General features: G+C 57.7%; 21 protein-coding genes, 1 tRNA gene, 1 other RNA gene and 2 pseudogenes. 12 read left to right on the top strand and 13 right to left on the bottom strand.

Translation table 11 applies throughout. The features are described 5' to 3' along the window. Nucleotides 1-512: 512 nt before the first annotated feature. The 3 genes from B4968_RS12730 to B4968_RS12720 form a co-directional block, all read right to left on the bottom strand. On the bottom strand, nt 513-938 hold the full coding sequence (locus B4968_RS12730) for an ester cyclase (protein ID WP_083099481.1): 426 nt from the start codon (nt 936-938) through the stop codon (nt 513-515). A 324-nt stretch (nt 939-1,262) separates the two neighbouring features. Then, nucleotides 1,263-1,614: a transfer-messenger RNA gene (gene ssrA / locus B4968_RS12725) on the bottom strand. Between the two features lie 162 nt (nt 1,615-1,776). Then, the gene (locus tag B4968_RS12720) at nt 1,777-2,532 is read right to left on the bottom strand and encodes a FadR/GntR family transcriptional regulator (RefSeq protein ID WP_083099479.1); all 756 of its coding nucleotides are present in this window, start codon (nt 2,530-2,532) and stop codon (nt 1,777-1,779) included. Nucleotides 2,533-2,740: 208 nt separating this feature from the next. On the opposite strand from B4968_RS12720, the gene acuI reads away from it, so the two are divergent. From acuI to B4968_RS12680, 8 genes and pseudogenes are all read left to right on the top strand, one after another. Then, nucleotides 2,741-3,736: an acryloyl-CoA reductase gene (acuI, locus tag B4968_RS12715; RefSeq protein WP_083099477.1), complete on the top strand. Its 996-nt coding sequence runs from the start codon at nt 2,741-2,743 to the stop codon at nt 3,734-3,736. A 156-nt stretch (nt 3,737-3,892) separates the two neighbouring features. Further along, entirely contained in the window at nt 3,893-5,116 is a 1,224-nt protein-coding gene (locus B4968_RS12710) for an aminotransferase class V-fold PLP-dependent enzyme (protein ID WP_083099475.1), read from the top strand. A 248-nt stretch (nt 5,117-5,364) separates the two neighbouring features. Next, a complete protein-coding gene (locus tag B4968_RS12705) occupies nt 5,365-5,805 on the top strand; it encodes a TrgA family protein (RefSeq protein WP_083099473.1) in 441 nt (146 codons plus the stop codon). A gap of 28 nt (nt 5,806-5,833) precedes the next feature. After that, on the top strand, nt 5,834-6,970 hold the full coding sequence (locus B4968_RS12700; RefSeq protein WP_083099472.1) for an NUDIX domain-containing protein: 1,137 nt from the start codon (nt 5,834-5,836) through the stop codon (nt 6,968-6,970). Nucleotides 6,971-7,039: 69 nt separating this feature from the next. Then, nucleotides 7,040-8,074 carry a cysteine synthase A gene (locus tag B4968_RS12695; protein WP_083099485.1) on the top strand — a complete coding sequence of 345 codons (1,035 nt, stop codon included), beginning with the start codon at nt 7,040-7,042 and terminating at the stop codon, nt 8,072-8,074. Continuing rightward, a pseudogene (locus tag B4968_RS12690) lies at nt 8,071-10,619 on the top strand (DUF3772 domain-containing protein). The gene B4968_RS12695 and the pseudogene B4968_RS12690 overlap by 4 nt, the downstream one beginning before the upstream one ends. Further along, the gene (locus B4968_RS12685) at nt 10,606-11,331 is read left to right on the top strand and encodes an alanyl-tRNA editing protein (protein WP_083099470.1); all 726 of its coding nucleotides are present in this window, start codon (nt 10,606-10,608) and stop codon (nt 11,329-11,331) included. Before B4968_RS12690 ends, B4968_RS12685 begins: the two are co-directional and overlap by 14 nt. 80 nt (nt 11,332-11,411) lie before the next feature. Continuing rightward, nucleotides 11,412-11,501, top strand: a tRNA-Ser gene (locus B4968_RS12680). A 296-nt stretch (nt 11,502-11,797) separates the two neighbouring features. Here B4968_RS12680 and B4968_RS25260 read toward each other — a convergent pair. The 4 genes and pseudogenes from B4968_RS25260 to B4968_RS12665 form a co-directional block, all read right to left on the bottom strand. Further along, nucleotides 11,798-12,202 (bottom strand): plasmid partitioning protein RepB C-terminal domain-containing protein, encoded by a 405-nt coding sequence (locus B4968_RS25260; protein WP_277620945.1) that lies wholly within the window; start codon nt 12,200-12,202, stop codon nt 11,798-11,800. Between the two features lie 23 nt (nt 12,203-12,225). After that, a complete protein-coding gene (locus tag B4968_RS25255) occupies nt 12,226-12,648 on the bottom strand; it encodes a ParB/RepB/Spo0J family partition protein (protein WP_277620944.1) in 423 nt (140 codons plus the stop codon). 60 nt (nt 12,649-12,708) lie between these two features. Continuing rightward, nucleotides 12,709-13,620, bottom strand: coding sequence for a plasmid partitioning protein RepB C-terminal domain-containing protein (locus B4968_RS12670; RefSeq protein ID WP_083099468.1), 912 nt, complete (start codon nt 13,618-13,620; stop codon nt 12,709-12,711). Then, nucleotides 13,620-15,190: pseudogene (locus tag B4968_RS12665) on the bottom strand (recombinase family protein). The gene B4968_RS12670 and the pseudogene B4968_RS12665 overlap by 1 nt, the downstream one beginning before the upstream one ends. A gap of 252 nt (nt 15,191-15,442) precedes the next feature. On the opposite strand from B4968_RS12665, the gene B4968_RS12660 reads away from it, so the two are divergent. Next, nucleotides 15,443-15,748, top strand: coding sequence for an XRE family transcriptional regulator (locus tag B4968_RS12660; protein WP_173907547.1), 306 nt, complete (start codon nt 15,443-15,445; stop codon nt 15,746-15,748). 166 nt (nt 15,749-15,914) lie between these two features. Here the strand turns inward: B4968_RS12660 and B4968_RS12655 are convergent, their stop codons facing one another. From B4968_RS12655 to B4968_RS25745, 3 genes are read right to left on the bottom strand one after another with little or no spacing between them, the layout of a single operon-like run. Continuing rightward, entirely contained in the window at nt 15,915-16,952 is a 1,038-nt protein-coding gene (locus tag B4968_RS12655) for a TRAP transporter substrate-binding protein (RefSeq protein ID WP_083099467.1), read from the bottom strand. A 58-nt stretch (nt 16,953-17,010) separates the two neighbouring features. Next, complete coding sequence (locus B4968_RS12650) at nt 17,011-17,985, bottom strand: cytochrome P450 (protein ID WP_338153261.1); 975 nt, start codon at nt 17,983-17,985, stop codon at nt 17,011-17,013. 13 nt (nt 17,986-17,998) lie between these two features. After that, the gene (locus B4968_RS25745; protein WP_338153260.1) at nt 17,999-18,199 is read right to left on the bottom strand and encodes a hypothetical protein; all 201 of its coding nucleotides are present in this window, start codon (nt 18,197-18,199) and stop codon (nt 17,999-18,001) included. A 107-nt stretch (nt 18,200-18,306) separates the two neighbouring features. On the opposite strand from B4968_RS25745, the gene B4968_RS12645 reads away from it, so the two are divergent. Next, the gene (locus B4968_RS12645) at nt 18,307-19,209 is read left to right on the top strand and encodes a LysR family transcriptional regulator (RefSeq protein ID WP_083099465.1); all 903 of its coding nucleotides are present in this window, start codon (nt 18,307-18,309) and stop codon (nt 19,207-19,209) included. Nucleotides 19,210-19,377: 168 nt separating this feature from the next. Here the strand turns inward: B4968_RS12645 and B4968_RS12640 are convergent, their stop codons facing one another. Together B4968_RS12640 and B4968_RS12635 are read right to left on the bottom strand one after the other, a co-directional pair. After that, on the bottom strand, nt 19,378-21,597 hold the full coding sequence (locus B4968_RS12640; RefSeq protein ID WP_083099463.1) for an ATP-binding protein: 2,220 nt from the start codon (nt 21,595-21,597) through the stop codon (nt 19,378-19,380). An 83-nt stretch (nt 21,598-21,680) separates the two neighbouring features. Beyond that, nucleotides 21,681-22,442, bottom strand: coding sequence for a substrate-binding periplasmic protein (locus B4968_RS12635; protein WP_083099461.1), 762 nt, complete (start codon nt 22,440-22,442; stop codon nt 21,681-21,683). Nucleotides 22,443-23,009: 567 nt separating this feature from the next. On the opposite strand from B4968_RS12635, the gene B4968_RS12630 reads away from it, so the two are divergent. Together B4968_RS12630 and B4968_RS12625 are read left to right on the top strand one after the other, a co-directional pair. After that, nucleotides 23,010-24,248 carry a PQQ-dependent sugar dehydrogenase gene (locus B4968_RS12630; RefSeq protein ID WP_083099459.1) on the top strand — a complete coding sequence of 413 codons (1,239 nt, stop codon included), beginning with the start codon at nt 23,010-23,012 and terminating at the stop codon, nt 24,246-24,248. Between the two features lie 68 nt (nt 24,249-24,316). Next, nucleotides 24,317-24,652, top strand: coding sequence for a c-type cytochrome (locus B4968_RS12625; protein WP_083099458.1), 336 nt, complete (start codon nt 24,317-24,319; stop codon nt 24,650-24,652). 61 nt (nt 24,653-24,713) lie between these two features. Here B4968_RS12625 and B4968_RS23515 read toward each other — a convergent pair. Next, nucleotides 24,714-25,006 (bottom strand): TIM barrel protein (locus B4968_RS23515; RefSeq protein WP_241525725.1); only part of this gene is annotated, 293 nt, incomplete at its 5' end.

Genomic DNA, 25,006 nt, shown 5'->3' with positions numbered 1-25,006 from the left:
ATGGCGAAAGGATCCGGGGATCAGATAGGGGTCGGCAGCAAAATCTTCATCAGTGCTGATATCGACAAGCACTGGCGCGTTGGGGATACCAATCAGACGCAAAAGTTGGGGTGAGGTGATTTCATTCGGGGCAGCCATCGGCATGTCTCCTCGCAAGCAAGGGTGAACATGCGAACCTTGGGCTTTGCGCCTCACGGGGCGTTCGCGACATTCCCCATAGCTCTTTAGTCGCTTTGACCAAGGGGTTTGTCAAGCCGCGTCGTGTCAGGGGGGGGGAGAAGCTTGTGGCGCAGAGATGCCCAGGGCGGTTGCAAGTCAGGTCTCTTGAGCCACAATCCGGGTGGATGTGAAGCGGTGTTTGCTTTCGGTTAGGCGCTGGCTTGCTGGCGCTGCAGCTGGCTTGCTCCTGATAGATCCCGAGAGGGTTTTACACTCTTGGCCGCATTTGCGCGGCCTGTTTTCGAGGCCTGTTTTCGCGGCCTGAGGAAGGCATCAAATGAGGCTGCCCGAAATCACTGCAATGGGTGCCCGCCCATACACGCGGCCAGCGCGTTTAAAGGCAATTGTCCGGTGTTTTCAAACAGGGTGAAATAGTCTGCAAGGCTGACCACCTCGGCGATTTTTTCTCCTTCAAAACGCGTGAAAAAGTGGTCTCTGTAGTCGATTGCTTTGCCTGTTGTCAGGCAAGAGGTATGGACGACAACCCTGGTGGCCAGCCACTCCCCCTGATCAATGCTGATTTCACTGCTGAACGAGACGGGGCCAAAAAGATTACAGATAGAGAAGATGTACTCCTCCAATTCATGCTTGTCGAACGGCATCTGAGATACCGCGTTATTGGTGCGAAAATCCGGGGTGAGCATGGTCTCAAGGTACTGCATGTTCTTTTTCCCCACGGTCTCGTTTAGCCAGAACAGTAGAACATCATTTTTTGACATCTTCCCTCCTTCACGAACTCCGGTCTGCAGGCATGGCGCCTGAGATTATTCAGATCAATGAAATCTCTGTGCTGCAAGCTTGATAACGCGCTGTTTTGTTGTGTTTTTTCGGCGCAAAAGCTATAAAGTTGTGGCAAAATTCAGCAAATATGTTCGCGTAGCCTTACCGGTCGCAGCACAGGCCATGGCGGGTGCGCATGTGGGCAGCCATCCAGGCAAAGGCATCACGACAATAAGGCTAAAGCCGCCATGACAATAAAGGCATAGGTGCTACGACATTATTGTCTCGTCGCTGCATTGTGGTCACTGCGGGGGAGGGGGTAAAGTGCAGGTTTCTGTTGCCAGGTACCTGCGAACCCCGCCTTACGCTGCTAGGCATAAGGACTTAATTTTCGGTTTTCCGAACTGCTTACGCAGCGAGGGCTACCGGAGCACGATTGTCATTTGCAATTGTACAGTTTTCGCCGATAACGGTGGCAGACAGCCGAAACAAAGCTAACCCCTTTAGACGTCCGTCGATCCTGTTTCGACCCCATAATGCTCAAATGAAGCATGCTTTGGTGGAGTCGCCGGGTACCGCCCCCGGGTCCGATCCGTGTATTACGAGCGCATTTATGTTCATAGTCCCCGAGGGAACAGAATGAATATAGGCGCGCCATGGGGGGAGTTAAAGGGGAAAACCACAATTTCTCGCGCAGCGTCACAGTTGGCCAGGCGGGGAGGCAGACAGTGGGCCAGGCGGTGGGCCAGACAGTGGGCCAGACAGTGGGCCAGACAAGAACCTATTGAGGCCGGGGCTGCGGCCTGAGTTGCGACCTGCGCTGTGGTCTGTTTTTTTCTAGGCGGGCGCGGGTCTTGCCGAGGCGGGGGGTGTTGTTTTTGCGCTAAACACATCGGCTGCGAGATTTCTGGTTTCACTTTCAAGATCCGCAAGGCCCGTGACCGCAGCTGGACCATCCCCCGCCTCGATGGCATCGGCGATCTGGCTGTGGAGGTCCACAATCCGGGCGCGATCGCGGGCTGTAAAGGTGATCATGTTCATCAGGGGCTGCATGGCCTCAACGGCGCCCGCCAACTGATACGAGAGCACCGGATTTGCCGCCCCATCCACCAGGGCGCGGTGAAAGGCGACATCAGAGGCGCAAAAGGCTTCATCCGTCAGCCCCGGCTGGCTTTGGCGAAAAATTTCGGCCCGCATGGTGGCAAGCTGGTCGGCGGTGCGCCGCTGCGCAGACAGGAGGGCGCAGGCGCGTTCCAGCGCGTAGCGCGCTTCACAAGCGGTCTCAAAGCTCACCTCGTTCATGCTGAGCAAGAGCGTCGAGGTGGTAATCTGCTGCGCATAGGCATCTTCAAAGCTGAGCCGATTGACAAAGGCGCCGCCGGAAGCCCCTCGCTGTGTGCGGATAAGAGACTGGGCGGCCAGACGTTTGAGCGCCTCACGCACCGTGGGGCGTGACACCTGAAAATACTCAGAGAGTTCTGCCTCTGAGGGCGGGCGTTCGTCCACGATCAGATCGCCGCCGATAATGGCGGTCTTTATCGCCTTGGCAATCTGCACCGAAAGGCCGCCAGTCCCGTTTGGGTCGATCTTCATCGTCGTTCTCCAAGTGTGGCGCCTGTTTCCGGCCGGGGCAATCAGGCGGAGCATTTATGGCTTGCCGCTGAGAAATCATTTGTCTGACATTACGAGATGTGGCAATGATTTTCTCAAATGTAAGACAATTGAGGGCGGCTGAGTCGCCATCCGGTGTGCCGGTGCGACTTTGCAATTGCTTTTGATAACGAAGCCAAGGAGACGACATATGTTCAATGCACTGATCGTGAACAAGGATGAGGAGACCGGTCTGGCCAGCGCCGCAGTTGAGCAGATCAGTCTGGAGCAATTGCCTGCCGCTGAGGTCACCGTGGCGGTGGAGTATTCCACGGTAAACTACAAGGACGGCCTGTGTCTGAGCCCCAAAGGAGGCGGCCTTGTGCGCAAATACCCGCATATTCCGGGGATCGATTTTGCAGGCACAGTCGAGGCCAGCGATGACGCGCGCTACAAGCCGGGCGACAAGGTGGTTTTGACGGGCTGGCGCGTTGGCGAGGCGCATTGGGGCGGCTATTCGCAAAAGGCGCGGGTAAAGGCCGACTGGCTGGTGCCGCTGCCTGCGGGGCTTGATAGTCGGCAGGCAATGGCTGTGGGCACGGCCGGGTTGGCTTCGATGCTTTCGGTGATGGCGCTTGAGGATCACGGGGTGCGCAAAGACCATGGCCCGATTCTGGTGACCGGTGCTGCGGGTGGCGTGGGCTCTGTTGCCACAGCTATTCTGGCCAATCTCGGCTATGAGGTGGAAGCCGTCACCGGGCGCCCTGAAGCCGAGGCCTATCTGCGTGGTCTTGGGGCCAGTCAGCTCGTGGCGCGCGAAGAGCTGACTGAAACCGTGAAACGCCCGCTCGAAGGCGAAACCTGGGCTGGCTGCATTGATGCCGTTGGTGGCGCCATGCTGGCGCGCGTTCTGGGCCAGATGAAATATGGCGCTTCTGTTGCCGCTGTTGGCCTGGCTGGCGGTGCGGCTTTGCCTGCCACTGTTATTCCCTTTCTGTTGCGCGGTGTGAACCTGCTGGGAATTGATTCCGTGATGCAGCCCTACGACAACCGGGTGCGCGCCTGGGCCCGGCTGGCGACGGATCTGCCGATGGAAAAACTTGAGGCCATGGTGCAGCCTGCAGTACTGTCGGACCTGCCTCAGCTGGGGGCCGATATTCTTAACGGTCAGGTCAAGGGGCGCGTGGTTGTTGATGTAAATGCCTGAAGCCATCGCTGTGACGCGTGATCACCCTAGGCCGCTAGCATAAGAATCGCCCCGGATGGACATATCCGGGGCTGTTTTGCTCCAGCAGGGCGGCTCTGGCTTGACCTGTCGGCGCAAGACCTGCAACCCTTTGGTTAACGACATTAGGGAGCGGATATGACGCTGGATATCGACTTTGTACGCGGGCAGTTTCCTGCCTTTCAGGAACCAAACCTGCAGGGGCAGGCCTTTGTTGAAAATGCTGGCGGCTCTTATACTTGCCGTCAGGTGATCGACCGGCTGACGCGCTATTATACCCAGCGCAAGGTACAGCCCTATGCGCCCTATGAAGCCTCGCGTCTGGCTGGTGCCGAGATGGATGAAGCGCGGGCGCGTCTGGCTGCAATGATGGGGGTTGCGACCGATGAGTTGAGCTTTGGCCCCTCGACCACCCAGAACACCTATGTTCTGGCGCAGGCCTTTCGCCAGTTTCTAAAACCCGGAGAGGCGATCATTGTCACCAATCAGGACCATGAGGCCAATACAGGCCCCTGGCGGCGGCTGGCGGACGAGGGGGTCGAGGTCCGGGAATGGAAGATTGATCCTCAGACCGGCCATCTGGACCCAACCAAGCTGGAAGAGCTGCTGGATGATAGCGTGCGTCTGGTGTGTGTTCCGCATTGCTCCAACGTGGTTGGAGAGATCAACCCGGTGACAGAGATCACCGCCTTGTCGCATGCCGCCGGGGCCTTTGTCTGCGTTGATGGCGTGTCTTATGCCCCGCACGGGCTGCCCAATGTGGGAGAGCTGGGCCCGGATATCTATCTGTTTTCGGCCTATAAAACCTACGGTCCACATCAGGGTATGATGGTGATGCGGCGTGAACTTGGCACCCTGTTGCCCAATCAGGCGCATTATTTCAACGCCGATAGCCTCTATAAACGGTTTACGCCGGCTGGGCCGGCTCATGCCCAGGTGGCGGCCAGTGCCGGTATGGCAGACTACATCGAGGCGCTGAATGCGCACCACGGTGGCCCTGATGAGGGCGCTGCCGCGCAGGCGGCCTTTGTGCATGATCTGATGCGGGCGCATGAGGTGACCCTGTTGCAGCCGTTGCTGGACGCGCTGAAGGCGCGCAACGACCTGCGGCTGATCGGCCCGGACGACGCGGCCACGCGCGCGCCCACGGTGGCACTGGCACTGAACCGCCCGGCTGAACCGGTTGCAGCTCAATTGGCAGAGCACGGTATCATGGCGGGGGGAGGCGACTTTTATGCGGTGCGTGCGCTGACGGCGATGGGCGTGAACCCCGATGACGGCGTCTTGCGGCTGAGTTTCACCCATTACACCTGCAAGGAAGAGGTGGCCAAGCTGATCGCCGCACTTGATCAGGTGCTGTAGTATCATGCTGCAAATCATTTAGGGACTGCATGGCGCAGGCCTGGGCGTGTGTGAACACCCGCAACTGCCGTCGCACCCCGCAAATCCCATTGCGCCCCGTAAACTCAAATGCACTGCACAACTGGTCGGGTAAAACACGCATCTTTTGTTCCACCTCTTGTGCTGTGTGGCAGGACGCGCGAAATTGAGCCGTCGTTCTAAATTTCGGAACGCGTTTGTTGTCGTCGTGAGCAAGGAAAATTGTCGAAATGCCCACCGGAGCCCGTCTGACCGCCGCCCTTTGTCTGGCGCTGCTCGCCTTTGTTGTCTCAGGGCAGGTCATGCCCCTGGTGCCCGAGGGCACTGACTTTGGCTATTTTACCCATGTGAACATTGTGCTGGGTCTGCTGACCGGTTGGATCTTTATGGGGCGGCGGGTTGGCCATGGCCTTGTGCCCGCGATCAACCATGGCTTGACTGGCGCTGCGGTGATGGTGCTTTGGGCGCTTTTTATCCAGGGATCCTGGGAGATGTTTCGCCAGGCCATGCGCAACCGCTTTGATGGCCCCTTTGAGGCCTTGCTGGCGATACTTACCATCTCGGTGGATTTTTTCTTTGTCATTGCGGTGCCCTCGGTGCTGATTTCACTGGCTGTGGGCGGCTGTCTGGCCGGGCTTTTGGCCGAAAACGCGCATAAGCGTTGGCCATGATTTATGGCTTACCAAAGGGTTAAGAGACGTGGTTGATCTGTTTTTCTACGGCACGCTGCGCTTTGTGCCGCTGCTGGAACGTGTGTTGGGGCGCGGCGGTGCTGATCTGGATGTCACCGAGGCCAGCCTGGCAGATCACGCGGGCTTTGCTGTGCGGGATCAGGTCTTTCCGATGCTCTGCGAGGCGCCCGGGGCCGCGGCGCCGGGGGTTTTGGTGCGGGGGCTTTCAGAGACAGATCTGGCCTCTCTCAATTACTACGAGGGGGGCTTTGACTACGCTCTCAAACCGGTCACAGTTTCACTGACGGCAGAGGATCAAACAGGCGCTCAGGTTGCGGCCGGTGTGTATTATCCAGCACCTGGCCTGTGGCAGCCCGGCGCGCTTTGGGATCTTGAGGCATGGCGCACAGAGTGGGGCGCGCTGACGCTGCGGGCGGCCGAAGAGGTGATGGCCTACCAGGGGCGTGTCACGGCTGAAGACATGGCGCGGAGCTTTGCGTCGATCCGCCGCCGCGCGGCCTCATGGCTGACAGCGCAGGCGCAACCAGAGGATCCGGCGCATGATCTGGCCCGCGATGTCATCGTGCACGCGCATAAGCGCGCCTATGTGAATTTCTTTGCGATGGAGGAGATGGACCTGCAGTTTCGCCGCTTTGATGGCAGTATGAGCCCGGTGGTGAACCGGGGCGTGGCGCTGGTTGGGCGGGCTTCGGTGGTTCTGCCCTATGATCCTGTGCGCGATCAAGTGCTTTTGGTCGAACAGTTTCGCGCCGCAACCTATATTGCGGGTGAAAAACAACCCTGGATGTGGGAGCCGGTGGCGGGGCTTATTGATCTGGGTGAGACGGCTGAACAGGCGGCCTGCCGTGAGGCGATGGAGGAGGCCGGAGTACACATCAACCGGTTGGAGCCCGTGAGTAGCTGCTATCCTTCCAGCGGGTCCTCAGGAGAGTTTATTTATATTTTTGTGGGTCTTACGGATCTTTCTTTGGTCAATGGTGGCGGGGGCGTCGCTGGTGAAAATGAAGATCTGCGCAGCCAGATCCTCGATTTCGACAGCCTGATGCAGGGCATTGATGCTGATCTTTATCAGGATATGCCTTTGGTGACGGCGGCGCTTTGGTTGTCACGCCATCGCGCGCGGCTGAGGGCGGCGGTGGTTTAAGACGCCTTCGCGCCTTGTGAAGCCTTGCCCCCTTGGTTACATCTTGGGAGAATGATCGAAAGGGATACCATGCGCATTGCACGCGATCTGGCCGACGCCATTGGCCACACTCCGCTGATCCGTCTGAACCGCGTTAGCGACGAGACCGGATGCGAAATTCTGGGCAAGGCCGAATTCATGAACCCCGGCCAGTCGGTCAAGGACCGGGCGGCGCTGTATATTATCAAGGATGCCATTGCGCGCGGTGAGTTGAAACCGGGCGGCACCATCGTTGAGGGCACCGCCGGCAATACCGGCATTGGTCTGGCGCTGGTTGGGGCCTCAATGGGGTTCAAGACCGTGATCGTCATCCCTGAAACCCAGTCTGAGGAAAAGAAAGACATGCTGCGTCTGGCTGGCGCTCAGCTGGTGCAGGTGCCCGCCGCGCCCTATCGCAACCCGAACAACTTTGTGCGCTATTCTGAGCGCCTTGCCAATGAGCTGGCCAAAACCGAGCCCAACGGCGCGATTTGGGCCAACCAGTTCGACAATGTCGCCAACAAGCAATCGCATGTGGAAACCACGGGTCCCGAAATCTGGGAACAAACCGGCGGCAATGTCGATGGCTTTACCTGTGCCGTTGGCTCTGGCGGGACGCTGGCGGGCGTGGCCGAGGCGCTGCAGCCCAAGGGGGTAAAGGTTGCTCTGGCGGATCCCATGGGGGCAGGGCTCTATTCCTATTACACCACCGGTGAGATCGCCATGGAGGGCTCCTCCATTGCCGAAGGCATCGGTCAGGTGCGTATCACCAAGAACCTTGAAGGGTTCCAACCTGATTTCAGCTACCAGATTTCCGACACAGAGGCGCTGCCCTATGTGTTTGATCTGCTGCATGAAGAAGGTCTGGTTCTGGGGGGCTCTTCTGCGATCAATATCGCGGGGGCCGTCCGTATGGCCAGGGACATGGGACCGGGCAAAACCATCGTGACCGTGTTGTGTGACTATGGCACGCGCTACCAGTCGAAACTGTTCAACCCCGATTTCCTGCGCGAAAAAGAGCTGCCGGTACCCGAATGGATGACCCATACACCGGCCTCTATTCCGGGCGTTTTTGAAGACGTATGAGTATCGCGCCCCGGCAGACCGCCTGTGTAGTAAACCCTGAGGTCGCAACATTGCGGCCTCAGGTATTTTTGAGCCGCCTGAGCGGAGCCTTAGCACTGCTTGTTGCGGCGACATTCCTTGTGCTTGTGACCTTGGCCGGAGCTGCACAGGCGCAGCTCAGCGCTGAGCGAAAAATCTACTATCAGGAATGGCAAAAGACGGCGGTGAGGGCCGAGCAGGTCATTGATACCAGCCGTGCGTCCAGTGCTGCGTTTGAGCAGCTGCGCAAGGATCTGACCAAATTCCGGCAAAAGTTTCAGTCGGTAAAGGGTGAGAATACCAAACGTATTGAGACGCTTGAGGGGCAAATTTCGGCTTTGGGTGCCGTTCCCGCTGACGGTGAGGAAGAGCCTGAGGATATCGCCGATTTGCGGCGGCACCTCAATCAACAGCTGACCTATCTGAAAGTGCCACGCATTGTGGCGGAAGAGGCGTTTAGCCGTGCAGATGGCTTGATCGACGAGATCGACGCGATCATTCACGAACGCCGCACCAAACGTCTGTTGCAACGTGGGCCGTCGCCGCTGAATCCGGAATACTTGCCCGGCGCCCTTGGGGCGCTGAGCAAGGTGGGGCGGACACTGTGGAGTGAAACCCAGGCCCAGGTTCTGAATGACACCACGATTGAGCGGGTCTCGGATGACCTTCCTGTTCTTTTGGTTCTGTTCCTTGTCGGCAGCCTTTTGGTGCTTCGCGGGCGTCGGTGGTCCCGGACGATCGGCGATTATCTGCGCGGCCTCGGCGCGCGCGATACCGGAGTCTGGAGCTTTGTTGTTTCCCTCTTGCAGATGATCCTGCCTTGCGGGGGTTTTCTTTTTGGTGGTCAGCTCTTGAGCTGGCCAATGTGCTGGGGGTGCGGGGCACCTTGATGCTGGATCATCTGCGGAGTTGGGCCTTTATCCTGTTGGCCTTTCACTGGCTGGGAGAGCAGCTGTTTGCCAGCCCCCGTGCGCAAAACCTTGTTCCGTTTGCAGTGGCGCGGCGCGGCGAGGCCCGACTGATGATTGACCTTCTGGCTGTCATCGTTGTGCTTCAGGATGTCTTGAATCAGCTCCATTTGCTGGAGAACACATCGGTAGAGACCAAAGCCGTTCTTGCATTTCCGCTGATTGTGGCCGCCGCTCTTGTCCTCTACCGTCTGAACAAAATCGGTGTGTTAGGCGGAGGGACAAGCCCGGCTGACGACGATGCTGACAGCGAAAACCGTCTCGCAGCGGGGGCGAGCCGTGTTGTCGGCGTTGTGCGCCGTGGCGCTCATTTTTTTGGCATCTTTGCGCCTCTGTTGGCCGCCGCCGGCTATGTGAATGCGGCTGAAGCGCTGATTTATCCTGCGATTTTGACACTGGCGCTGCTGGCTGCACTGGTCATTGTGCAGCGGTTTGTTGCGGATCTTTATGCCTGGCTTTCCGGGCTGGGGCATGCGGCGCAGGACTCGTTACTGTCGGTTGGTATCGGCTTTGTCCTCTCCTTGCTGGCGGTGCCGCTTTTGGCGCTGATCTGGGGCGCACGGGTCGCGGATTTGACGGAACTCTGGTCAACCTTCCTGGGTGGCTTCCGGGTTGGCGACACCCTGATCTCTCCGACCGCTTTCCTGAGTTTTGCTGTGGTTTTTGCCGTTGGCTATGGCCTGACGCGGCTCATCCAGAGCAGCCTGCGTAACTCGTTGTTGCCAAAGACCAAGATCGACCCCGGTGGCCAGAACGCAATTGTTTCGGGCATGGGCTATGTCGGGGTTTTCCTCTCTGCGTTGCTTGCGATCTCGATGGCCGGACTGGACCTGTCATCGCTGGCAATTGTCGCAGGCGCTCTGTCTGTCGGGATTGGGTTTGGTCTTCAAACGATTGTGTCTAACTTTGTCTCTGGCATAATTCTGCTGGTGGAGCGGCCGGTGTCCAAGGGCGACTGGATCGAGGTCGGCGGGTTGATGGGCTATGTGCGCGATATTTCGGTGCGTTCGACCCGCATCGAGACCTTCGACCGCACCGATGTTATCATTCCAAATTCGGATTTGATCAGCGGCACGGTAACCAACTATACCCGCGGCAATACTGTCGGGCGGGTGATTGTTCCGGTGGGCGTGGCCTATGGCCCCGATCCGAGGCTGGTCGAGACAATCCTGTCTGAAATCGCGCATGCGCATCCGATGGGGCTTGTGGATCGGGGTCCCAAGGTGGTTTTTCAGGGCTTTGGCGCGGATAGCCTCGATTTCGAAATCCGGGCAATCCTGCGGGATGTTAACTGGGTGGTCGCGGTGAAATCAGATATCAACTACGAGATCTGCGCCCGATTTGCGGCGGAAGGAATAGAAATTCCTTTCGCGCAGCGCGACATCTGGATACGCAACCCCGAGGCGCTCAGGACCGGGTCTGTCAGATCGGGCTCTGAGAGCGGAGCATCTCTGGTTGCCAAAGAGCCTGCGGCCACAGCCGAACCAATCAGCCCTGTCCTGCATGAGCTGCAGGACGGCGAAGAAGATCAAGATGGAGATGGGGATGCCGACAGATAAGCCTCTGTATGGGGAGGATGCATACCTGTGCCAGGCCCCAGGCCTGGTGGTCGAACATCTGGCTGAGGGCGGTCTGGTGGTTGCGCCCAGTCTGTTTTATCCCACTGGCGGCGGCCAGCCAGGCGATGCAGGCTCCCTCAGCTGGCCGGGCGGGCGGTGTGTCATTGAAAATACCGTCAAAGGCCCTGGGGGAGGCAGTGTCCTGATCCCCAGTGAGGGCAGTGAGCCGCCGCCAGTTGGCACAGAGGTAACCCAAGAGCTGGACTGGCCACGGCGCTTTGGCCATATGAGGGTCCATACAGCGTTGCACCTGTTGTCTGTGGTGGTGCCGTTTGACGTCTCTGGCGGCTCAATTTCGGCCACCAAGGGGCGGCTTGATTTCAATATGCCCGAAGCACCCACCGATAAGCAGGCTTTGCAAGAGCAGCTGCAAATGTTGATTGATCAGGATCTTGAGGTCACGCAAAGCTGGATTACTGACACTGAGCTTGATGCCAACCCACAGTTGGTAAAAACCATGTCCGTCTCACCGCCGCGCGGATCCGGTCACGTTCGTCTGGTGCGCATTGGCTCTGCCCAGGAACAAGTGGACCTGCAGCCCTGTGGCGGCACCCATGTTAAACGCAGTGCAGAAATCGGTAAAATCCGTCTGGGTAAAATGGAGAAAAAGGGCAAGGAAAACCGTCGCATCTACCTGCATCTGGAAGATTGAAAAAGCTTTTGAAAAAGGTGCATTTTTTGCCATATCTGGCCTTGCAATTCCTTTTGTGATCAGTCAAAAGTCCGCCTAACGGAGAGGTGGCCGAGTGGTCGAAGGCGCACGCCTGGAAAGTGTGTAGGCGGGAGACCGTCCCCAGGGTTCGAATCCCTGTCTCTCCGCCACATACCCTTGAAATAATTTGATAAGTTTGCGCCTGATGTAAGGGTTGCAGAATTTGAACTTTTCCAAAACCCCCTGAGCATTCGGTGAAAACCCATCGGGATAGGCCGCAAATTTTGACGTCAATGGCTGCCAACGGGCCTTTGAAGCTAAATTCGGCAGGCAAAATTGAGTGATGTTTTCAAGCGCCTCATCTGACGCCTGGCAAAGCGCGGCTTGTGATCCGGCCCACAGTGCGGCGCCTCCTGCGGTCTCTGCGCTTGTCGGGGCCGGGTCCCCATCAGTTTGGCCGCTTTGACTATTCCGCCTCGGGCGGTGGGCTGGAGGCCATCTCGGTGATGGCTTGAAATTCTGACAAGAATTCCGGTTGATGTTGCATCAGGTACCGGACGATCCGGGCGTTCCCAAGAAGCTTTGCCAGATAGCCCTTGATGACGGTCAGCTGCAGGTGGTCCTGGCCATAGGAGTCCTGGATCGAGGTGATCCCTTCCTGCAGCCGGGCAAGCTCGCGCTCCATGCGGGCCATGGCCTCGGGGGATATGCCAGCCGTCTTCTTGGGTTTTCTGGTGTCCACCAGCTGCGCCTGGGGCGTTCCCGCCAAAATCGCCGAGATGTATGCCGAAGTGTAATTGTTCGCGTTCATCATCAGCTCGGCTGCCTCGATCTGCCGCATCGCTGTCATCTTGCGCAGGGTTTCGAACACGGCGGTTGCACAATGTTTGTCCTTCAGATGCCGACAGCCTCTTGGCAAATTCCCTCGAGGAGATTGGCCTTACGCACGATGCTGCGCGGATTGAGATCCAGCGCCAGGGCGATCTTTTCCTCGGAGACGCCGTGCTCAATGGCCCTGCGGATCATCTTGTGCTCCTGGATGGGGGCAAGACGGCTGATCCGCTTGTTATAGGTGAAGGCCTCGTCGTCCGTGGAAACCAGGCATTCGACCCGTTCGATGCCGAGATCCTTCAGCACCTCAATCCGGATATGGCCATCCAGCAGCATATAGGTGTCTTCCTTGCCCGGGGATCGCGTGATGACCGGTGGCTCAACAAGGCCAACCTCTTTTATGGATGCGGTGATCTGGTGGTACTTGCGGCTGGATTTCACCGATGCGCCGAGGGCACGTAGGGGCAGGACGGCTTCTACCGGCACAGTGAGGCAATTGTTCTCAAACGAGCGCAACCGTGTCCAGGGTTTTGCGCTTGCCCCGGCTCATTCGACCGCTCCCGCATCCAGAGATTGGCCCAGATAGGCGGGCAGGGTGGCCAGCCCCTCTGCCCGCAAAAGCGTCAGGAAATGGTCATCGCCCTTCAGCGCGCGAAAGGCCTCCACGACGAAGATCAGGCGGCCCTGCGTCAGTTCGGCCTTCTTGATCAGCAGCTTCTGACGCTCCGCTTCCTGCTGATAGGCCCGTACAAGCGCGTCGCTGGTCAGGGGCCTTTTGGCGCCGTCTCTTCTGCCATAGCTGTTTCGATGAAGGCGAGGGCCCTGTGCGTCGCGCTGCTGGATGAGACGGCGCACGGCTGCCAGTTTCTTGCCGCGCAGTTTTTTCTGGGTGTAGGCCTCCATCAGAGCGCGCTGCCCGCCCTCGGCATCCGTCTTCGAGATGTCGATGGCGAGATTCAGCGGCAGAAGACCAGTCTCCACGGCCGAAACCAGCCGTTCTTCGCCGCGCTCCAGCAGCCCTGCAATCATTGTGACGTAATCTGGTGTAACTCCGATCTTGTTGGCGATCAGGCGGTCGTTGTAGCCGCGTTTGCGCAGGTTGCCGATCTCACGCATCAGGTCAACGGGCGCGTGCTGGCGGCGTGCACAGTTCTCCACCAGGCTCATGATCAGGCAGTCGCTCTCGTCGGCGTCGATGATGATGGCAGGAATGGTATCCTGCTGCAGCTCCATAAACGCCTCGAGCCGCCCCTGGCCACAGACGAGGTCATATTCCACGGGTTCTGTCCCGGCGCGCTGCGCCACGGTGATGGGGCGCTTTAGGCCAATTTTGGCAATGTTCTCGACCATTTCCTCAAAAGTGCGCCGGTTGCGCACACGGGGATTGAGCATGCGAATTCGGTTGGTTGCGATGAGAGTGACCTGTTTTTGAACACTGTCTTTGGCGTCGTCTGGCATCAGGCGGCCTCCGTGATGCGGGCCCGGCCAGCGAGCGCATAAAAGTAGTCGAGCGTGTCATAGCGATAGGCGTCCAGCGACAGCCCGTTTTGTTCGGCCAACCTTAGCTTGGGGCTGGTCATGTCGATGCTGGGCAGCAGGTAGTAGTCGCGTGGGCCGCTGTTCAAGTCATTCATTCTCACGGCAATCGTGATGTCGGGCACGAGGCCAGCATCGATGCGGATGCGCCATCGCAGGGAGCCACCCTGAGTCTCGAAACACCGGGCGAGCACCACCGACGCCGTGAACTCGTCATTGATGCGGATCAGGTCGGTGTCTGGGTCTTGCACCGCCTGGCCGCCGCACTCGGCGATACCGGAGAGGATCTGGGCCACGATGCCGGGATGGGCCTGGCGCAAGGCCCGGTTGATCTCGACGTAGCGGTAGTCGCGCTCTGGGGCGTAGCCGATCATCTGGTAGGCGCGCAGCAGGCTGCCAAAGCGGCTGCGAAAGGCGCTGGAGGATGGCAGGTCGTCCTGTTCATCAATGATCAGTCCGGACAGCACGCCTTTCTGTTTCAGCACGCCGCGCAGGGCTTCAAGCAGTTCAGCGTCGGTGAAATGCTGGCTGCGCGCGTCTACGATCTCGCGGGCGCGCAAGAAAGTCGCCTCGTCCACGATGGCGGGGTAGGCGCCCTCGGCCCGGATCCACATCTCGCGCGGGTTCACCACGCGCTGGTGCTTCAGCTTGAAGGACACCTTGTTGTAGACGTTGTTGCCGATGTATTTTTCATTGGTCAGCACCTGATGAACGGACGCCCGGGACCAGGGTCGCTCAAGATCCGTCAGATGCCCCTCGGCATTCAGGGCCTCCGCAATCTCACGCTCCAAGCAACCCTCCCCGACGAACATCCGGTACATGCGGCGCACGACGTCCTGTTCCTGCTCTGGGCCCGGAGCGAGAACAACGCGGTCGGTCTGAAGGCTTTTTTGTTCGCCGCGCGACAGGGCCCCCTTGGGGGGCCTTGTTCGTCGATCAGCACCCGGCGCAACCCATATCCAGCCGCACCGCCTTGGCGAAAGCCCAGCTCCACCAGGCGGCATTGCCCGGCAAAGACCTTTACCGAAAGCTCGCGGCTGTATTCGCCTGCCATGACGCGTTTTACGGTCTTCAGCAGGTTGGAGCCGATGCTGCCGTCGTTTTCGAACTGCTCACCGCAATAGTGGACCCGGATCCCGGCACGGGAGCAGACATGCTCGTGATACGCCCCTTCATCAGCATCCTGAAACCGGCCCCAGCGGCTGACGTCATAGACCAGAATGGCCTTGAAGTCCGCGTGGCCGGTTCTGACCTCTGCCATCAGGTTCTGCAGCGCTTCGCGGCCGTCCAACCGCAACCCGGAGCGGCCTGAGTCCTCGAACACGCGCAGGATCTGCAGACCCCGGGCGGTGGCGTAATTTCGAATGATGTCGAGCTGGTTCTCGGTCGAGTACTTCTGATGATCGGTCGACATCCGCACATAGGCGACCGCCGGGATATCCTGTCCGTCCTCGTCGCCTTTTTCTTCGCTGTTGTATCGACCGTTGTTCAAACCGGGTTTTCCTTTTCAGCCTTTTTTGGTTTCTATTTTTTTCCACCTGGCACACACGCCTCTGCAAAGTCGCTTGCTGAAATGGACAAGGTCTTTCCGTCTGCCCGGCGGTGATTTTTCAAATTCCAATTCATTGCTGCACGCCCTCACATCAGGAGTGTCCGTCAAGCGCGGTCCAATGACCCACAACGGACAAAATCGACTCCGGCCGTTTTCATGGTCTTCAATTGTTTAGTGAAGAAGGACGTGAAAATGCGCGTGAAGATGGGCACAGTTGTGCCGAAGATGGGCACATTTGTGCATCTGGTCGAAGACCCCACCGATTATCGAGCTGCCATAGCGATGGCTCTGCACGAAGAATTGGACGACACACACAGGGCAATCAAAATGGCCATGCGCTGGACGGGGGCCAGCGAACGTGCTGTGAAGTATTGGTTCTCGGGCGAGCGGGGGCCGAGCGGCGACCATCTGATCGCCCTCGCGCGGCATTCGGATGCTGTGCTCTATGTTGTTCTTGCCCTTGCGGGGCGACACATTGTCGAAGAGGCGGAGGAGTGAGGGGCGAAGGATGACCGGCAGGAGCAGGGTGCCGCTCACGCTGTGAGGTGTGCCATTTACTACGGCAGCAGCAAGGTGCATTGCCTCATAGCCGGCGCAGAGTGGATTTTCACTGCAGGAGCGAAGGCACCGGATGGCGCCTTCGCTTTCGGTTGTTTGGCTGGGGTCAGCCGCCGTGTTCTTTGATCAGGCCTTTGGCCGTGTCGATCAGCGCACGACCATCTATGCCTTTGGCGTCCATTTCGCTCACCCAGCGGTCAATAACGGGCTGGGATTTTTCCTTGAACCGGGCAACTTCTGCTTCTGGAAGCTGGATGATGGTGTTGCCTGCGTCATCGGCAATGGCGCGGCCCGGGGCATCTTTGCCCCACATCACCGTGGCGGCCATCTCTGAAAGCTTTTGACCGGATTCGGCGTCGATTGCTGCGCGGACATCATCTGGCAGGCTGTCGTATTTGGCCTTGTTCATCACCAGCACAATCGTTGCGGTATAAAACGCCTCATCGCCGACAAACTCGGTGTGATGCGTCACCAGCTCTGAGAGCTTGATCGCAGGTGTGACCTCCCAGGGGATCACAGTCCCCGATACCACACCTTTCGACAGGGCTTCGGGAATGGCCGGCAGCGGCAGTCCAACCGGGATTGCACCCAATTCCTGCAGCATGTCGTTGATCACCCGCGTGGGGCCGCGCACCTTGAGCCCTTCGAGATCTTCGAGCTTGCTGACACCCGTCGCGGTATGGATAACGCCGGGGCCGTGAACCCAGGCGCCCAGAACCTTGACGTCTTTGTACTCACCATCCTGCAGGTCCGTCTCAACCAAAGACTGAAAGGCCTTTGACGTCGCAACCGGGCTGGTCATCATGAAAGGCAGCTCGAACACTTCGGTTTGTGGGAAGCGGCCAGGGGTGTATCCGACCACGGTCATAACGATATCAGCCACGCCATCAATGGCCTGATCCATCAGGCCCGGTGGCTTGCCGCCCAGTGCCATCGCATCGAAATGCTCGATCTTAAGCTTACCACCCGCGAGCTCTTCGACAGCCGTGGCCCAGGGTTTGAGAATGTGTTTCGGCACTGTTGCCGGAGCCGGCAGAAACTGGTGCAGGCGCAGTGTGACCTCCTGCGCCAGCGCGGTGCTGGGCAAAAGGCCAAAAGCCAGCGCGGCTGCGGCAGCGGATTTGAGGATATTGCGACGTTTCATTTAGATGCCTCCCTGAGTATGCATTTGTTGTTTTTGTTTAGTTTTTTGTTGTTTTTGATTAGTTTAGTGTGACCGGCAGGCCGAGCGGTCCGCGAAACCCGAAGCCCCAGAATTTGACAGCAGCGGGGTCTGGCAAGCTCATTTCAGGGAAGCGGTCGAACAGCATCGGCAGTATTATCTGTGCCAACATCCGCCGGGCGATATGGGTTCCCTGACAGAAATGAGGCCCGTTCCCAAAGGCCTGATGGGACGTTTTGGGCCGGAAGATATTAAACTCCTCAGGCTTGTCATACAGGTCTTCGTCGTGACAGGCCGAGGCCTGCGCCGTCATCACCACTTCTCCCTTGGTAATGGCATGGCCGCGGATTTCGGTGTCTTGCATCACCAGCCGCGAGCTGGCCTGAATCGGCGCAACCCAGCGCACGCCTTCCTCGAAGGCGGCATTCCAAAGACCATCGGCTTTGCAGGCCTCAAGCTGTTCGGGATTTGTGAGCAATCCATACAGGATGGTCAGCATGGCATCTCGCGGCTCGTTGATGCCGCCGCCAATGGCGATCTTGATGTTGGCATAGATCTGGCTTGTCTCAATGGGATCTTCCGCGTTGACCATGGCGGATAGGGCGGATTTATCCGGCGCAGCCTTTACCCGGGTGACGCATGTGTCAAATAGCGCGTTCATTTCCGCGTTGGCCCTGTCCGAGCGTTCATAAGGCTCAGGCGCGTTGCCGAAATTCCCAGCCCCGTCGATCAGCGCCTGCGACCAGCGGATCATCTCAGCGTCTGATGCCTCCGGAATACCCAGCAGATGCGTCAGGCAGCGCGCGGCAAATGGCGCGGCCAATGCTTCAAATAGATCAACGGTTTCGCCGCGCGGCAGTCGCCCAACATAGTCTTGCGCCACTTTGGTATAAATCTCGTGCCAACATCCGGTGATGTTGCGGGGCGCAAAGGCCGGAGCCATGGCATTGCGTTCACGCTTGTGGGCGTCGCCATCCTTGCGCATCAGGGTCTGGGCCTGAAAGGCGCGCGTCATCGGTGTGCGCGGATCATCCGAGCTGAAAAGCTCCCAGTTTTCTTTGACGTTTTGTATCCGCCGCTTTCGTCAGCAAGATCCTGCGGATGCTGGGGATGCGCACAACCGGCGCCTCGGCGCGCAGCCGTTTGTAGATCGCATAGGGGTTGTCCGTCAGCTGCGCTATCGTGATCTGATCATCCACAGGGATAGCCGGTAAAGCAGTTAGAGTCATGAGTGTTCCTATGAAAGCGACAGTGCAGCGACGTTATCCAGTGAATATGTATTGGGCAATCCGATGGATTTGATAATCTAGTTCGAAAAATTCGATAGGATTCGCCAATGGCCTCAGATCCCTTCACGTTGGATTTCGCTGCTCTGCGCACCCTGCGCCTGGTCTATGCGCACGAAAGCTTTTCGCGGGCGGCAGAAACCCTTGGGGTGACCCAGTCGACGATAAGCTACACGATGACACGTCTGCGCGAGGTGTTTAGCGACCCGCTGTTTGTGCGACAGGGCGCCGGGATGGTGCCAACCGAGCGCTGCAGCGAGATTGTCGCCCAGGCAGGCGAGCTGATTGACCGGTTCGAAACCTTGACGGCCCAGCGAAAGTTTGACCCGGCTGACGCCTCTGTCGAAATCGGGCTCAGCTGCAATTATTATGAGCGCGTGACGATCCTGCCGCAGGTGGTCCGCATTCTGCGACGTGAGGCGCCAGGTATTAAGCTCAAGGTGATCTCGTCTTCTGCGCAGGGCAAGCAACAGCTGTTGCGCTCGGAAAGCGACATCCTGATTGGACCGATCAGGATCGAGGACAGCGGCTACTACCGAAGATCGCTTTTGCGAGAGGAATACGTCTGCATCATGGATCCGTCGAACCCTCTGGCACAGGCGCCCCTGAGCATTGAGAGCTTTGTGAAGGCGCCGCAAGTGGTGGTGAATTATGGCGGCAGTTTCAGGTCTCGGGTTTTGGCGGTGGTGGAGGCTGCCGGGCACGCCCCAAACACGGTCATGGAAGTGCCAAGCCCGGCAGACCTGCCCGATCTTCTGGCGCAAACCGACATGATTGCCACAGTCCCCACACGTATCGGCCAGATGTTCGAGGGGGCGGTAGCGTCTGTTCCCTGCCCATTTTCCACAGACTTCCCAATCGACCTTTATTGGACGGCACGGACGCATGTTTCGGCGCCGCATATGTGGTTGCGGTCAAAAATCGCGGAAGCAGCCGCTCGCATTTCAGCTTAAGCGCGTGCCTGGGGTTGAAAATTTGGGGCAATTTTTCCGAAAATCGGGCAGTCACCGCGCAGTCACCGGGCATTTGCTGTCATGAGCAGTCGCTGACATCACATCGGCTCTGTTGCACATATCCCGTCAGGGCCTGCGCGCCTCGCTCGATGCAGTGCTCGGGAGTTGCTAGCTCAGGGCTCGGGCCAATGCCAGCTCAAGGTCGTGAATGGCAACTGGCTTTTGAAGGATTTCAAATTGGGTTGTTTTCGTCGCTTTCCTGAGAACACTGCTCCCATCATACCCTGACATGATGATGACAGGAGGCGCCCCCTCGGTTTCAGTAAGTTGGCGCGCAAGGTCAAACCCCTGAAGGTCGCCAGGCATGATGGCATCGGTGAGCACCAAATCCACCTGGGCACCAGAGGCAAGAACCGAAAGGCCCTCCTGGGCGTTGCCTGCTTCTATGGTCGAATGCCCCAGATGCTGAAGCTGCAAGACGTTCATACGCAGGACCTCGGGGTTATCCTCAACAACAAGTATGGTTTTCCGGTCGACAGTTACAGGAGGCATCGGCAGCTCAACCGGGGCTTTTGCGGCGCCCTCGGAGGCGGCTTCCGGGAAGAACAACTGAATGGATGTCCCCATGGCATTTTCTGAGTAGACTTGCACCAGCCCCCCGGATTGTTCGGCGAACCCCCGGACCATGGACAACCCCATGCCGTAGCCCTTGCCAAATTTCTTGGTCGAGAAAAACGGAACAAAAATCCGCGACAGGTGCTCGGGCGCGATGCCTGTACCGGTATCTTCTACGGCCACACGGACATACCGCCCGACGGGCAAGCCCCGCATCTGGGTCTCAGACAGGATAGGATCAACGACGACCTGTGATGTCGTAAACAATATCTCTCCACCATCTGTCATGGCGTCGCGCGCGTTTATGACCAGGTTCAGAAGAGAGGTCTCGAGCAGGGCGCGGTCTACCAGAATGGCAGGGATATCCGGGCTCAGGGATGTTTTGATCTCAATAGATTTTGGAATTGTGCGCAATAACATCGGTGTGAGTTTTTCAATAATTTGGTTCACGTCACTGATCTGTGGACTCAATTGTGACCTGCGACCAAAGGTCAAAAGCTGCATGGTGAGGGCCTTGCCCTGTTGGCAGGCATGCAGGGCAATTGAATTGCTTTTCTGAAACTCCTCGGGTGTTGAGGCAACTGACGCAAGCTCAAGGTTTCCCATGATGACAGCCAGAACGTTGTTAAAGTCATGCGCAACACCCGCCGACAGTGCCCCCAAAGCCTCTACCCGCTGCATGTTTTCCAGCTCGGTCCGCAACGCCTCTTCCTCGCTCACGTCCATGTTGACGCCGGTTGTCTTTATTGCTTTGCCAGAGCCGTCAAATTCGGTTTTCGCCACCCCATGCAGGGTTGCAATCGTGCCATCTGCGCGCACAATCCGGAAAACCAGGTTAAAGGTTCCCTCACTTTCCATAGCCTTTCGCAACACGCCGAGAGAGGCTTCGCGATCGTCCGGATGCAGCTGTGCGGTCCAGTACTCCAGATCGTTTCCAAAGCGTGCAGGATCCGTGCCATATATCGCATGCATCCCGGCATCCCAGTGCAGTGCGCCGTCTTTGGCATCCAGCTCCCAGATGCCCAGACGCGCCACCTGGGTCGCCAACTGCATCCGTTCGGCCGCCTCGGCGATCTCTATGGCGGCCGCTTCACGCTGGTCCCTCCAATCCCGGAGCGTCCGATCCAGCGCGTGCAGCTCGTCACAGTCATATTCCGGCGTTGCAGCGCCCAGGGTCACACGGAACGGTGCCGCCATGCGCTCTATCCTGCGGGTTACGATCCAGTAGAAGAGCAACGACAGAGCAATCGTCAGCACGAGGCTATTGACCATTCCAAAGATGAGAAGCAGCGCTGTGCGTCGAAAAAAGGACCGCCCGGCCAGCACTGGATCGACCACCACCTCGACAAAGCCCACGTGAAGATTTTCAGGCTGTACGATCAGATCTACGTTCGAAACGATGGGCGTATTGCTGATCAGAAATTTGAAAACGGATGAGTTGCCAACCTCACGCGGTTTACTGACGTCTGTCAGCGTTCCGCTGAAATCACCCACGATGCGGACCTGGACAACACTCGGCTCCTTTAAAAGGCCCGCAGCTAGCTCAGCTGCGGCAAGCTCATCCAGCCGATAGGCGGCACGCGAAATACTGCCCAGCACCGGGCTGAGCATTTGCTCGCCAAGGCCGGCGATGCGCTGTTTTTCGTCGGCAAGGTCCGCGTTGATCTGAATAACGGCAAAGATCCCTCCCAGTGTTACAGCGACTCCGACCGCGAGGCGGGCTTGCTTGAAGGACAGTTTGTTTTTTAGTTTTGGCAGCGACCTAAACATCATTTTCAGACTGAAATGCGGGGGTCTTGTTTTTCATACGCTCCAGCTTTCTTTCGGTCGGGCAAAAGAAATCCGTGATCTGTAGGTTACTTCACATTCAGGGGGATGCCGTATTCCGACCGGATGTCGCTATATTTTTCTGCCTCAATGAAATCGGCAATCGCTACATTTGTAGCCTCAAGAAACGCTTTCGTTTCCGGTGACTCCCGGCAAACAATTCGAACACCTGAAGACGACAGGGGGAACAATGGTTCAATTTTTTGTGAATCGATCCCCAAAGTCTTCATGGTTATATAGATATCCGGAATCCAGCCACCAATGGCATCAACGCGTCCGGCGAGCAGCATGTCAAATTTGGCTTCCTGGTTTCGGAGCTTGACAACCTGAGCCGCGAATTTTTTAAACATTTTTTCGGTATTGGCCCCGTTCAGGACGCCCACCGCCATTCCGGAAAGGCCGTTCATGGAGCTGATTTTGGCATGTCCAGGTATTGAAAACAGGCATTGTTGCGAATTCAGGACCAGAGAGCTTTGGATCAGGTCACCGGGGTCATCGCGGAATTTTTTCAAAAATTCAGTGTCGAGGCCCCAGATGCAATCGGCCTCAGCGGAAAAGAAAACCTTCAGGGCGCGTTTGAAAGGATAGACGGCAGAGTTTGACGAAGTGCCTGATTTATCCAGAACTTCTGTTATTATTTCCCCATAAAATCCGGAATGATCTGCCAGTTGCAACCCATCACCCAACACCATTGAGACCACCTCTACCGTCTCACCCTTTGCAGGCTGGGAAAAGACCAGCATGGGCAGCAAGAGTAAACTGAATGTTCCATGTTGTATTGCGCCACTCATCACTATTCCCTCTTCCAGAGCAGGCAGGGGCTGTCAGGGCCCCACCAACTCACTTCACTCGTAACAGATCGTGCACGCGACGAACCGGTCTCCTTGTCCTGAGGGGAAAGGTCCTGAGGGGAAAGCGATTCAACTTCCTTTGAGATTATCCTGCCATGGCTGCCTATGGCAACCAGAGACCAGAGACCGGCATCGTGCCGTAAAACAGTGGGGTGCGGGAAGAGGGCAGGCGATGTGATGGTATCGGTGGTAGGAGGTTGCGCAAGGGTCAGCCCACATAGTCAGAAGATAACCGGTACTGCGCGCGCTATAGCGAACAGGACGACCCTACAGGCCTAACCTGCGGACAGGCGATACAGGGGCAAAACCCCGGATAGCGGGCGAATGTTAACGGGTATTTCCGGCGGACCTTATAATACTTTAGTTTAGGTTGTGATGCTTTTTTCGTAAGTTAACGTTTTGCCGTGCGCTACGCGACGAAGGCACTTTCGTGTTCTGGCGTACCCAAAATAGAATGCGTTTGAAAGTTCGCGCTTCTAGCGGGATCCATTTTTCTGGGAGGAAATGATGAAGAAATTCTTAGGTAGCGCGGCTGCATGCATATTGATAGGTGCGCCAGTTTTTGCACAAACGAACCTCGAAAAGCTCGGCGCGTTTAAGATTACGGGAACAACTGATCATACCTATGTTGATCAGAACAGCGCGTCAGCAAGCTCGATCCGGAGCGTGCTGGAAGACATCAGTCTGCCCGCCGGTTTCAAGATTGAACTCTATGCGCTGGTCCCTGACGCCCGGCACATGGCAATGGCACCGCAGGGAACGGTCCTGTTTGTCGGCACCAAAAAGAACAAGGTTTGGGCGGTCATGGACCGTGACCGGGATCGCGTGGCTGATGAGGTGAAGGATTTTGCCCCGTCTCTTGAGCTGGACGTCCCCAATGGCGTGGCTTTTTCCAAAGACGGGTTTCTTTTCATTGCCGAACGCAACCGGGGGATGATGTACCCTGCGGCTGAGTTCTTCCACGAAAGCCGCGATGTCGTCGCGGTTCCGATCGTGCCACAAGGCACGCTGATTCCGGTTGAGGAAGAAAGCTACAATCACACAGCACGGGTTATTAAGGTCGGGCCTGACAACAAACTTTATATCTCTCTGGGCCAGCCCTTCAATGTCGCGCCGCCTGAAAAGCTGGACCTCTACACCGAGACCGGCATCGGCGGAATAATTCGCATGAACCGGGATGGCACGGGCCGCGAGGTCTATACCTACGGCGTGCGCAACTCGGTGGGCCATGATTTCCACCCGGAGACAGGTGAGCTCTGGTGGACCGTCAATCAGGTCGATGGCATGGGCGACGACATCCCACCCGGTGAAATCAATCGCCAAACCGAGATGGGCCAGCACTTTGGTCATCCCTGGTATGGTGGCGGATCCATCCGCACCAGCGAGTACGCAGGCCAGGAGGTGCCCGACGGAATTGTGATGCCAGCGGTAGAGACGACCGCCCATGCAGCAGACCTGGGCATGACTTTTTACAGTGGCAAGATGTTCCCGAACAAGTACAAGAATGCCATCTTCTCGGCGCAGCATGGGTCCTGGAACAGGACGGAACCCGTCGGCGCACGGGTGATGGTTACATTCATCGACAGCGAGGGCAACGCGACCACCGAGCCCTTCACAGAAGGCTGGATGGATGAAAACGGCGAATATAATGGCCGCCCTGTGGACGTCACACAGCTAAAGGATGGCTCTCTTCTGGTGTCAGATGATTTTGCCAATGCAATCTACCGGATTTCGTACTCCCAGTAGGTCTAACGCATTGCCTGGCCGAATATTTCGGCCGGGCATTCCTCGTCGGCGTTCCTAAAGGACTGACAATGAAGACCTTGATTACTACGGGCTGCGCCGTGATGGCCATCTTTTGTCTGACAGCGACTGCTGGCGCGGCAGCCGACCCCGAAAACGGGAGAAAACTGGCGCGAAAATGCTCTGTATGCCACGGGAAGATTGGCATTGCCGGCGGCGATCCGGAGGTGCCAAATCTGGCAGGGCAACCTGCTCTCTATCTGGAAAAAAGCCTGAAAGACTATCGCTCCGGGGCGCGGGAGGATCGTCGCATGACCCTCTTGGCCAAAAACCTGTCCGACCCGGAGATCAAGGATCTTGCGGCATGGTTTTCGTCCATTGAGATCACGGCAACAGTACCACCGTAAACTGTGCCACCGGATTAGTATTGCAGCGGCAGATCTCACAACACCGCGTTTTTGCAAGAGATCACCGCAGCGCAGACATCCAGGCCAGGGACGCATCTGTTTCGCTTTGGGGTTTGTATTCCGCCCCCAGAGGGATGCCCCAGCCCATGGCATCAAGCATTGAAAACACTGCCCGATAGTCCACGTCGCCGTGATCCGGTGTGCCCCGGTCGGGAACGGATGCGAACTGGATGTGCCCGGTGATTGGCAGCAGCTGTTTCAGCTGAGCGATCACATCGCCCTCGGTTCTGCCGACGTGGTAACAGTCGAACATCAGTTTTAGGTTTTTGGCGCCGACGTCTTCGATGATTTTTG

It is taken from the genome of Pseudophaeobacter leonis, from assembly GCF_002087335.1.
In the GTDB taxonomy this organism is placed as follows: Bacteria; Pseudomonadota; Alphaproteobacteria; order Rhodobacterales; family Rhodobacteraceae; genus Pseudophaeobacter; species Pseudophaeobacter leonis.
This window is presented reverse-complemented; position numbering and strand designations above follow the sequence as displayed.